Annotated in this window: 6 protein-coding genes; 2 read left to right on the top strand and 4 right to left on the bottom strand. The window is 73.3% G+C overall.

Annotated elements, in window-relative coordinates; all coding sequences use genetic code 11:
- Nucleotides 1-17: 17 nt before the first annotated feature.
- From ACZ4MU_RS06785 to ACZ4MU_RS06775, 3 genes are all read right to left on the bottom strand, one after another.
- Nucleotides 18-2096: a SpoIIE family protein phosphatase gene (locus ACZ4MU_RS06785; protein WP_467871818.1), complete on the bottom strand. Its 2079-nt coding sequence runs from the start codon at nucleotides 2094-2096 to the stop codon at nucleotides 18-20.
- 237 nt (nucleotides 2097-2333) lie between these two features.
- The gene (fomD, locus tag ACZ4MU_RS06780; RefSeq protein ID WP_467871816.1) at nucleotides 2334-3008 is read right to left on the bottom strand and encodes a cytidylyl-2-hydroxypropylphosphonate hydrolase; all 675 of its coding nucleotides are present in this window, start codon (nucleotides 3006-3008) and stop codon (nucleotides 2334-2336) included.
- A 93-nt stretch (nucleotides 3009-3101) separates the two neighbouring features.
- Nucleotides 3102-4493: a class II fumarate hydratase gene (locus ACZ4MU_RS06775; RefSeq protein ID WP_467871813.1), complete on the bottom strand. Its 1392-nt coding sequence runs from the start codon at nucleotides 4491-4493 to the stop codon at nucleotides 3102-3104.
- A gap of 107 nt (nucleotides 4494-4600) precedes the next feature.
- On the opposite strand from ACZ4MU_RS06775, the gene ACZ4MU_RS06770 reads away from it, so the two are divergent.
- Nucleotides 4601-6115: a ricin-type beta-trefoil lectin domain protein gene (locus ACZ4MU_RS06770; protein ID WP_467871811.1), complete on the top strand. Its 1515-nt coding sequence runs from the start codon at nucleotides 4601-4603 to the stop codon at nucleotides 6113-6115.
- Between the two features lie 85 nt (nucleotides 6116-6200).
- Entirely contained in the window at nucleotides 6201-9035 is a 2835-nt protein-coding gene (locus ACZ4MU_RS06765) for a GNAT family N-acetyltransferase (protein ID WP_467871809.1), read from the top strand.
- Nucleotides 9036-9551: 516 nt separating this feature from the next.
- Here the strand turns inward: ACZ4MU_RS06765 and ACZ4MU_RS06760 are convergent.
- Nucleotides 9552-11219, bottom strand: coding sequence for a fumarate hydratase (locus ACZ4MU_RS06760; protein WP_467871807.1), 1668 nt, complete (start codon nucleotides 11217-11219; stop codon nucleotides 9552-9554).
- Between the last annotated feature and the right edge of the window lie 118 nt (nucleotides 11220-11337).

Genomic DNA, 11337 nt, shown 5'->3' with positions numbered 1-11337 from the left:
GCGGGGCGGCCCGCGCCTCAGGAGCGCGTCGCCAGCTCGAACCAGACCACCTTGCCGCCGGAGAGCCGGGTCGCGCCCCACCGCCTGGCCAGCCGGTTCACCAGGAACAGCCCGCGTCCGCCCTCGTCGGTGTCGCGCGCCCGCCGCTGGCGGGGCAGCTGCGGGGAGTCGTCGCCGACCTCGCAGCGCAGGACGTCCGTCCTGAGCAGCCGCAGGGTCACCGGGCGCTCCGCGTACCGCACGGCGTTGGTGACCACCTCGCTGACCAGCAGCTCCACCGAGTCGGTGAGCTCCTCAAGGCCCCAGCGGTCCAGGGCGCGCCGGGCCAGGCGCCGGGCCCGGCCGGGGGCGGAGTCCTCCGGGTCCAGGAACCAGTACGCCACGTCGCTCGGCGCGATCCCGCCGAAGCGGGCCGCGAGCAGCGCGATGTCGTCGTCCCGGTCGCCGGGCCCCAGCATGTCCAGGACGTCGTCGCAGAGGGCCTCCAGCGGCGGCGGATGGTCCGGGCCGGTCAGCTGCGCGGTGGCGGCGAGGCGCTCCCGCAACTGCTCGATGCCGGTCCACACGTCCCGCAGCCGGGACTCGACCAGCCCGTCCGTGTACAGGAGCAGGGTGGCGCCCGCCGGGGCGTCCAGCTCGACCGCCTCGAAGTCGACCCCGCCCACGCCGATCGGCGCGCCCGGCGGGACCCGCAGCACCTCGGCGCGCCCGCCCAGATGCAGCAGCACCGGCGGCGGGTGCCCGGCGTTGGCGATGGTGATGCGGTGGGCGACCGGGTCGTACACCGCGTAGAGGCAGGTCGCCATCCGGTCGGTGCCCAGGCGCTGGGCCTGCTCGTCGAGGTGGTGCAGCACCTCCTGCGGCGGCAGGTCGAGCCCGGCCAGGGTCTGCGCGGTGGTGCGCAGCTGGCCCATGATCGCGGCCGAGGTCATGGAGTGGCCCATCACATCGCCGACGACCAGCGCCACCCGGCTGCCGGGCAGCGGGATCGCGTCGTACCAGTCGCCGCCGACCCGGGCGGTCTCGGCGGCGGGCAGATAGCGCGAGGCGAGCCGTACGCCGGTGGGCTGGGGGAGCGAGTCCGGCAGCATGGTCCGCTGGAGCTCGTCCGCGATGTACGCCTCGCGCCCGTACAGCACGGCCTTGTCGATGCCGAGCGCGGTGTGGGTGGCCAGCTGGGCCGCCACCAGCAGGTCGTTCGCCTCGAAGGCCGGCCGCTCCAGGCCACGGACGAACACGGCGGCGCCGATCACCCGGCGCCGGCCCCGGAGCGGGGCGAGTATGGTCCGGTGCCCGCCGGGGACCGGGCGGTCGGGGCCCAGCAGCTCGGCCAGGGCGAGGCGGGCGGGCACGGAGTCGCCGAAGACCGGCCGCACCCCGCGCAGCACCTCGGCGAGGGCGCCGCCGGTGCGGACCTCGCACAGCTCGGCGGCCGGGGTCAGATCGGCCTGGGCGTTCAGCGGGGACAGGGCGTCGGCAGCCTCCGGCTCCTGGAGGGACTCATCGACTAAACGCAGCCGGTCGGTCCGGCGCAGCCGCAGCACGAAGGGGCTGGCGGGCCGCTCGTCCCCGACCGGCAGCGGGTCGCGCAGATGCACGAGGATCGCGTCCGAGAAGGTGGGGACGGTGGCCCGGCACAGCCCGAGCACGATCTCGTCGAGGTCTATGCCGCGCGCGATCCGGCGGGTGGCCGCGCCCACGAACCGCAGCCGGTCGCCCTCGCGGCGGGCCACCGCCGCGCCGTCCCCGCCGGGCACCTCGCCGCCGCCCCCGGCTCCGGGGCCGCCGGGCAGGCCGCCGCCGGGAGACGCGGAGGGACTCCGCCCGGGCGGAGTCCCCATCGCTCCGGCGGCCGTCGCCGCGCCCAGGTCGCGGGCGAGGTCGCGCGAGCCCGGTTCGGGCTGGCCGGGCACGGACGCGGTGACCGGGCGGGCCTGCCGCCGGGCGGCCGGGGAGGCGACCTGGGGAGCGGGCAGGCCGGAGTGCGCGGCGGAGCCCGCACCCGGCTCGTCCGGGCGCGGCCGGGCCGCCTCAGGAGGCCGGGCCAACTGCTCCTGGTGCCGGCTCTCGTGCGAAGTGGGCTGATGCTCCGTCACGCGTCGGGTTCCGTCCGTCCGGAGTGAGACATCCACCGTGCTGGGGGCAGGACAGGGATGCGCAAGGCAGTCGCTTCGTGCGGTATACCCGCTCCACGGGCGGCCGCGACACCCCTCACGTCCCGACCCCCCTCGAGGTGACATACGGTCAATGTGCGCCCTGGGTTCCCTCGTTGTCGATGCGCAGCCTTGCGGAGGACGATCCTACGTTTGAACCCCGGGGGCGCATCAAGGGTCTCACGACGGCATATGCGCCGGGGTGCGATCCCAGTCCGCCGGGAGCGCCGGAACCGGCCACCGCGGATCGGGCCGCCATTCCTCCCATCCGTCCGAGAAGGGCCGGCCCCAGGCGCGGATCACCTCCACCGCCGCCGCGCCGGCCGCCCGCACCCGCCCGGCGCGGGCCGCGTCCATCAGCCCCACCCGCTGGGCCTGCGCGAACTCGTCCTCGTCCCGCCACTGCCAGGTGCGGTCGGGGTAGACGGAGATGTCGAGGAAGTGGTCCTCGGAGTCGACCCCGCCCGACCACCTGGTGCGGGGCTCCTCCAGGTTCACGTACCAGCTCCGGAAGCGCCAGCCCCGCTCCCAGAACAGCCAGACCGACCAGGGCTCGCCGGGGCGCGCCAGTTTGAGCACGCCGGTGCCGAACCAGCGGGCCCGCTCGGTGGTGCGCGGGGCGGTGTAGCGGGTCGCCAGCGGCTCCTCGTGCACGGGGGTGCCGTCCGCGAGCACCGGCTTGACGCACTCGGTGCCCGGCGCCATCCAGACGGCCAGCAGGTCGTCGGTGTCCTGGACGACGGTGACCGGGCGGCAGATGTGGACGCGGCTCCTCAGGTCCGGGCCGTTGCCGCGGTAGCGCCAGAGGATCTGGTCCCCCGGCGCCCAGTGGTGCATGCCTGAGGTACCTGTCATGCGCAGATCTTAGGAGCACGGTCAAGTCCACGCTGCGACCCGCGTCACGGCCGCGGTCACCGCCCGGTCATCGTCCCCGGTGGGGCCCGCCTTTCACGGCCGGGTCATCCGCAGCACGTCCAGCGCCTCGTCCAGCTGCGCCTCGGTGAGGTCGCCGCGCTGAACGTAACCGCCCTCCAGGACCACCTCGCGGATGGTTTTGCGCTCGGCCAGCGACCTCTTGGCGACCTTCGCCGCCTCCTCGTACCCGATGTACTTGTTGAGCGGCGTCACCACCGAGGGCGAGGACTCCGCGTACTCCCGCGCCCGCTCGCGGTGGGCGGTGATCCCGTCGACGGTACGGTCCGCCAGCAGCCGGGAGACGTTCGCGAGCAGCCGCACCGACTCCAGCAGGTTCTTGGCGATGACCGGGAGCATGACGTTCAGCTCGAAGTTGCCGGCCGCGCCCGCCGCCGCCACCGTGGCGTCGTTCCCCGTCACCTGCGCGGCGACCATGAGCACCGCCTCGGGGATGACCGGGTTGACCTTGCCGGGCATGATCGAGGAGCCCGGCTGGAGGTCGGGCAGGCTGATCTCGGCCAGACCGGTGCGCGGCCCCGAAGCCATCCAGCGCAGATCGTTGGAGATCTTGGTGAGCGAGACGCCGATGGTGCGCAGCTGCCCGGAGGTCTCCACCAGGCCGTCCCGGGCGCCCTGCGCCTCGAAGTGGTCGCGGGCCTCGGTGAGCGGCAGCCCGGTCACCCGCGCCACCTCCGCGATGACGGCCGCCGAGAACCCGGGCGGGGTGTTGATGCCGGTGCCGACGGCGGTGCCGCCGAGGGGGAGCTCCGCGAGCCGGGGCAGCGAGGCCCGCAGCCGCTCCACGCCGTAGCGCACGGCCGCCGCGTAGCCGCCGAACTCCTGGCCGAGGGTGACGGGGGTGGCGTCCATCAGATGCGTACGCCCGGACTTGACCACGTCCGCGAACTCGGCCGCCTTGCGCTCCAGCGCCTCGGCGAGGTGGTCGAGGGCCGGGATCAGATCGCCGGTGACGGCGGCCGTGGCGGCGATGTGGATGGAGGAGGGGAAGACGTCGTTGGACGACTGCGAGGCGTTGACGTGGTCGTTGGGGTGGACGTCCCGGCCCAGGCGCTCGCTCGCCAGGGTGGCCACGACCTCGTTCATGTTCATGTTGGACGAGGTGCCCGAGCCGGTCTGGAAGACGTCGACCGGGAAGTGCTCGTCCCAGTGCCCCTCGGCGACCTCCGAGGCCGCCTCCTGGACTGCCCGGGCGATGTCCCCGTCCAGCACGCCCAGTTCGGCGTTGACCTTGGCCGCGGCCGCCTTGATCCTGGCCAGCGCCTCGATGTGGGCGCGCTCCAGGCGCTGTCCGGAGACGGGGAAGTTCTCCACCGCCCGCTGGGTCTGGGCCCGCCACTTGGCGTGCGCGGGGACCCGCACCTCGCCCATGGAGTCGTGCTCGACGCGGTACTCACTGTCGTTCATGTCCTTGAACCTCCTGATAAAGATGAGCACTTGTCTTGTTCCAGCTATTCCCCAGCACCCCTACCGGCCGGTAAATACCGGTGGTAACTCATCACCGGGGAGGCGCAATGAGGCGCACCAGGCACAGACTCCGCCGTACGTTCGCCGCCGCCGCGGTCACGGCGGCCGCGTTCGGCGGCATGACGGCGACGGCCGCGGCGGCCCCCGCCGCGACGGTACAGTCCACCCCCCTTCCGCCCGAGCTGGAGAAGATCCGCGCCGCCGAGGCGCTCAAGCTGTACGGGGATTTTGCCGAGCGGCCCATGGACCGGCGCAGGACGGCGCTGATCTCGCTCGGCGACAGCGAGATCTCCGGCGAGGGCGTCGGTACCTACGAGGCCGGCACCAACGGCCCCGACAACTGGTGCCACCGGGCACCCGACGCCGCCATCCACCGCACGGGGATCCCCGCCGACGAGACGTACAACGTGGCGTGTTCCGGCGCGTACACCGGCAACATCCGGACGGGCGGCTCGAAGCAGTACGCCGACGAGCTGGTCCAGAGCGACAGCCTCGCCATCAAGGCCCGCAACACCCGCGTCAAGATGGTGCTGCTGGTCGCCGGGGCCAACGACGACCTCCAGTTCGGGCCCGTGATGACCGACTGCGTGGAGCGGTACCTGCTGCTCCAGGGGCCGTGCGAGCCCAAGTACGCGCCCGGCTGGCAGGCGCGGGTCGACGCGCTCGTGCCCAAGGTCGAGCGGACGGTCACCGACCTCAAGTCCGTGATGCGCGACGCCGGGTACGCCGACGGCGACTACAAGCTGGTCGTGATGGGCTACCCGAGCCCGATCGGCCCGGACTTCCACGACAACCCGGCCTTCCCCGGCAAGCTCGCCTGCGGCGGCCTCGGCTACGACTCCGACACCGTCTGGGGCCGCAACACCGCGGTGCCCGCCTTCGAGCGCGGGATGCGCAGGGCGGCGGCCGACACCGGGGCCGTCTACCTCGACAACTCGCGGCTCTTCAACGGCCACGAGGTGTGCATGGAGGACACCTGGGCGCGCGGCCTGTTCATCGACCTCTCCAAACCCGGCCTGCCGGACGCCAACTCGGTCCGCCAGTCCTTCCACCCCAACTACCGCGGCCACGGCGCCTTCGCCTCCTGCCTCACCCAGATCTACAACGCGGACGTGCGCGAGGCGAGCTGCGCCGACCCCGCCTCCACCGGCTCGCCGGTGCTCTACCCGCTCGCCTGGGACGACGCCTACCGGCCGCTGGTGAGCGCGGCGACCGGCGGCTGCCTGGACGTGAGCGGCGCGAGCAGCGCGAACAACACGGCGGTGCTCGGCTGGGACTGCCACGGCGGGCGCAACCAGGGCTGGTGGTACGACGGCGCGCGCGGGTCGCTGCACACCCAGCTCACCCAGGACCGCTGCCTGGACGTGCCGGGCGCGGCCTACGCGGCCGGGGCCAGGCTGATCATCTGGAACTGCCACGGCGGCGCCAACCAGGAGTTCGTCCGGGACGGCTCCACGCTGCGTCCGGCGGCGGCCACCGGGCTGTGCGCCACGCTGGCGGCGGCGAAGGACCCGCTGACGCTGCGCCCGTGCGACGGCTCCCCGTCGCAGCGCTTCGCGTAGCGGCTCCGCAAGCACGGCCGCCCGCCCCATCACTGGCCCCTCCCTTTAGGTTAGGCTGTCCTAACTTACAGGGAGGGGATCGGGCGTGAACGCCGAGGTCTATCGCGACAGCTGGGGCGTCCCGCATCTGCGGGCACCCGACGCCCGCGCGCTGGCGTACGCCCAGGGCCGGATCACCGCAGTCGACCGGGCCTGGCAGCTGGAGGTCGAACGGCACCGGGTGCAGGGCACCACGGCCGCCTTCCTCGGCCCCGACGCGGCCGGCTGGGACGTCTTCGCCCGCCGCGCCCGCCTGGCCGACACCGCCCGGCGCTGCTTCGCGGCGCTGGACGCGGAGACGGCCGACTGGGTCACGGCGTACACGGAGGGGGTCAACGACGGCCTGGCCGAGGGCGCGGCGGAGCCGGGCTTCGCGGGGACGGGCGCGGCTGGGGCTGCGGCGGCGCAGGCGGGCTCCGGCGCGACGGGCGCGGCAGAGGGCCCGGCGGTGCGGTCGGGCTTCGCGGGGACGAGCCTGGGCGAGGGTGCGGCCGCACAGCCCGGCTTCGCCGCGACCGGTCTGGCTCCCGGGCGCTGGGAGCCGTGGACCCCGCTCGGCGTCTGGCTCTCCACCCACATCCTCTTCGCGGGCTTCCCCACCAAGCTCTGGCGCGAGCGGGCGGTCGCGGCGCTGGGCCCCGGCGCGGTCGAGCTGTTCGCCACCGACGGCCCCGGCACCGCCGGCTCCAACGGCTGGCTGATCACCGGCGAGCACACCGCCTCCGGCTCCGCGATCCTCGCGGGCGACCCGCACCGCTTCATCGAGGACCCCGGCGTCTACCAGCAGATCCGCCTCGCCTGCCCGGAGTTCGACGTCGTGGGCCTCGCCGTCCCCGGTGTCCCCGGCATCGCCCACTTCGGCCACACCGGCTCGGTCGCCTGGGCCATCACCAACGCCATGGCCGACTACCAGGACCTCTACCGCGAACGCCTGCGGCGCGAGGGTACGGGCGTGGCCGCGTTCGGCCCCGACGGCTGGGCCCCCGCCGCCGTCCACACCGAGACGGTGAAGGTCGCGGGCGCGGCCCCCGTGACGGTCGAGGTGATCGAGACGGACCGGGGCCCGGTGATCATCGGCGGCCCCGACGCGCCCGACGCCATCAGCCTGCGCCACCCGCCGCGCGTCACCGCCGCCCTCGGCTTCGCCGCGCTCCCGGCGCTGCTGCGCGCCCGCACCGCCGACGACGTCGACCGCGCCTTCGACGACTGGGTCGAGCCCGTCAACGTGGTCCAGGCCGCCGACACCGCGGGCGGCCGTCTGCACCGGGTGGCGGGCCGCGTACCGCTGCGGCACGAGACCAACCGCGTACGGGTCGTCCCGGCGTGGGAGGCGGACCACGCCTGGAGAGGCTGGGCCCCCATGCCGCGCGCGGAGGTGGACGGGACGGCGGTGATGGCCAACGAGCGGGGTCTGGCGGCGCCGCTGGGAGTGGAGTTCGCGCCCCCGTACCGGGCGGAGCGCATAGCGGCGCTGCTCGCCGGCTCCCGGGCCTGGACGCCTTCCGGCATGTCGTCGATCCACACGGACACCCACCTGGCGTCCGCGCGCCCGCTGCTGCACCTCCTGGCGGGTCTTGAGGAACTGACTCCCCGGGCGGCGGCGCTCCGGGACCGCCTGGTCGCCTGGGACCGCCGGATGGACGCGGATTCGACGGACGCGACGGCGTACGCGGCGGTACGGGACCGGCTGGTACGGGCACTGGCCGCCCACCCCGTCCTCGCCGATCTCGCCGAACTCCCCGCTCTGCCGGACCTGTTCCTGCCGTGGCTGGCGCTGACGCCGAGGATCGCCTTCGCGCTGGAGACGATCCTGACCACGCCGATGCTGCCGGAGCTGGACAGGCCGCACCTCGTCCGGGCGGCGCTGGAGGACGTGGCGGCCGGGGGCGCGGAGTTCGGCCCCTGGGCCGAGACGCACCGGCTGGCGCCGTGGCAGGCGGTGCCGACGCGCGAGGAGTGGCCGGGACTGGCGGGCGACCACGACTGCGTCCTGTCGACGAGCAGCGTCCCCGGCGTGACGCACCGCAGCGCCCGCGGCCCGGCGGCGCGTTACGTCTGGGACCTGGCGGACCGTCAGAACAGCCTGTGGGTCGTCCCGTTCGGCGCCTCGGGCACCCCCGGGAGCCCGCACCACCGCGACCAGACGCGGCTGTGGGTGGCGGGGGAGTCGGCGCGGGTGGAGACCCGCTGGAGTGAACTGAGGAGAGAGCGGACGGTGAGCGAGGGGATGACCGAGGCGATGGCAAAGGGAAAGGGCGAGGAGATGACCGGGGCGGTGACCGAGGTGGCGGCCGGCGGGACGGGCGAACACCGCCCCGACGAGGTGTCCCCCGTCTACGAGGAGAAGATCCCGGACTTCGGAACGGTCCGGCTGCGCCGGCTGGACCCGTCCGGGGACGCGGAGCTGGTCCACTCCTGGGTCACCGAGGAGCGGGCGCGCTTCTGGGGGATGCTGGACGCGGACCGGGCGTACGTGGAGGAGACCTACGCGTACGTGGACTCCCTCCCCACGCACCACGCGTTCCTGCTCCTCCTTGACGACGAGCCGGTGGGCCTGTTCCAGACGTACGAGCCCGGGGCGGACCCGCTGGGGGAGTGCTACGAGGTGCGCCCCGGCGACGTGGGCGTCCACATCCTGCTGGCCCCCGCGCCGGGCCCGGTGCGCCCCGGCTTCACGGGGACGCTGATGAGCTCCCTGATCCGCTATGTCCTCTCCGACCCGTCCCACCGGCGGATCGTGGTGGAACCGGACGTGCGGAACGAGAAGTCGATCGCGCGGATGGTGCGGGCGGGGTTCGTGCTGGGAGAGGAAGTGGAAAAGCCGGAGAAAAGGGCACGCCTGGCGTTCCTGGAGAGGCCCCCCACCCCGCCCGTTCCCTAAACCCCTCTGGCGGGCGGCGGCCGGGGGGTGGTCTGCGGATGCGGTGGTCGTTTTTGTGCGCAGGTCCCCGCGCCCCTGTGGGGCTGGGGTTCGTCTGCGGGCCGGTGGTGGGCTGGTCGCGCAGTTCCCCGCGCCCCTGAAAGCCCCTCGTTCACCTGCGGGCCGTGGTGGGTTGCTCGCGCAGTTCCCCGCGCCCCTTTGGGGCACGGGTTGCTCTGTGGTTGAGCGGCTGCGGGCTGGCGCGCCCCGGGGTGCTCAGGGGCGCGGGGAACTGCGCGGCCAGGTCCCGCCGGTCCGCAGACGGACTTCGGCTTTCGAGGCACCCTCGGTGGCCGGGGCCGGGGAGCGGTTCAGCCCCTCCGGCGTTTGAGGAGCGGGGTCCGGGGCGGAGCCCCGGGTGGGGTGCAGGGGGCGGAGCCCCCGCAGTCGGGGGTCCGGGGGCGCAGCCCCCGGGAGACCACCTCAACCCGCCCCCACCCCCGGAGGGTTCAGGGAAGGGGCGGGGCGGGGAAACCCCTACCCCTGCCCCCCACCCCGCACCGGAATGCTCAAAAACGTAGGCCCCTCAGCCGGAGCCTGAAAGAAATCGTTCCCCTTGTCATCGACCACGATGAACGCCGGGAAGTCCTCCACCTCGATCCTCCACACCGCCTCCATCCCGAGCTCCTCGTACTCGACGACCTCCACCTTCTTGATGCAGTCCTGCGCGAGCCGAGCGGCCGGCCCCCCGATCGACCCGAGATAGAACCCCCCGTGCGCGTCACACGCCCGAGTGACCTGCGCCGACCGGTTCCCCTTCGCCAGCATCACCTTGGACCCGCCCGCCGCCTGGAACTGCTCCACGTACGAGTCCATCCGCCCGGCCGTGGTCGGTCCGAAGGACCCCGACGCGTACCCCTCCGGGGTCTTCGCCGGACCGGCGTAGTACACCGGGTGGTCCTTGAGGTACTGCGGCATCTCCTCGCCCGCGTCCAGCCGCTCCTTGATCTTGGCGTGCGCGATGTCGCGCGCCACGACCAGCGGGCCGGTCAGCGAGAGCCGGGTCTTGACCGGGTACTTGGTGAGCTCCGCGAGGATGTCGTCCATCGGCTGGTTGAGGTCGATCCGCACCACGTCCGAGGCCTCGTCGAGGTGCTCGTCCGTCGTGTCCGGCAGGAACCGCGCCGGGTCCTTCTCCAGCTCCTCCAGGAACACGCCCTCGGCCGTGATCTTCGCGACCGCCTGGCGGTCCGCCGAGCAGGACACGGCGATCGCGACCGGCAGCGAGGCGCCGTGCCGGGGCAGCCGCACCACGCGCACGTCGTGGCAGAAGTACTTGCCTCCGAACTGCGCCCCGATCCCGATCTTCTGCGTCAGCTCGAAGACCTTCTCCTCCAGCTCCGTGTCACGGAAGCCGTGACCGGTCGCCGAGCCCTCGGTCGGCAGCTCGTCGAGGTAGTGCGCGGAGGCGTACTTCGCGGTCTTCAGCGCGAACTCGGCGGACGTGCCGCCGACCACGATCGCCAGGTGGTAGGGCGGGCAGGCCGCCGTACCGAGCGAGCGGATCTTCTCCTCCAGGAACTTCATCATGGAGGCCTCGTTCAGGACGGCCTTCGTCTCCTGGTAGAGGAACGACTTGTTGGCCGAGCCGCCGCCCTTCGCCATGAAGAGGAACTTGTAGGCGCCGCCGTCCGTCGCGTACAGCTCGATCTGCGCGGGCAGGTTCGAGCCGGTGTTCTTCTCCTCCCACATGGTGAGCGGAGCCATCTGCGAGTACCGCAGGTTGAGCTGGGTGTACGCGTCGAAGATGCCGCGCGAGAGGGCTTCCTCGTCGCCGCCCTCGGTCAGCACGTTCTGCCCGCGCTTGCCCATCACGATCGCCGTGCCGGTGTCCTGGCACATCGGCAGCACGCCCGCCGCCGCGATGTTCGCGTTCTTCAGCAGGTCGAGCGCCACGAACTTGTCGTTGCTGGACGCCTCGGGGTCGTCGATGATCCGGCGCAGCTGGGCCAGGTGGGCCGGGCGCAGATAGTGCTGGATGTCGTGGATCGCCTCGGCGGCCAGCTTGCGCAGCGCCTCCGGCTCGACCTTGAGGAACGTACGGCCGTCGGCCTCGAAGGTGGAGACACCCTCGGCGGTCACCAGGCGGTAGGGCGTGTTGTCCTCTCCCAGGGGGAGCAGATCGGAGTACGCGAACTCTGGCATGTGTACGGCCATTCCTCACTCGGCAGACAGCGGCTGACCTCCATTGGCACAGCGCCCTCAAGCGTATGCCGCCGCCACGGCGGCACCTCTGTGAGGTAGGGCTCAGTCGCGGCGGGGG

The sequence above is a fragment of the Streptomyces sp. NPDC026377 genome, from assembly GCF_055567715.1.
This window is presented reverse-complemented; position numbering and strand designations above follow the sequence as displayed.

Bases quoted from the DNA above. Each gene is read 5' to 3' on its own strand.
- fomD (WP_467871816.1), bottom strand. From the start codon at position 3,008: ATGACAGGTACCTCAGGCATGCACCACTGGGCGCCGGGGGACCAGATC.
- ACZ4MU_RS06775 (WP_467871813.1), bottom strand. From the start codon at position 4,493: ATGAACGACAGTGAGTACCGCGTCGAGCACGACTCCATGGGCGAGGTG.
- ACZ4MU_RS06770 (WP_467871811.1), top strand. From the start codon at position 4,601: ATGAGGCGCACCAGGCACAGACTCCGCCGTACGTTCGCCGCCGCCGCG.
- ACZ4MU_RS06760 (WP_467871807.1), bottom strand. From the start codon at position 11,219: ATGCCAGAGTTCGCGTACTCCGATCTGCTCCCCCTGGGAGAGGACAAC.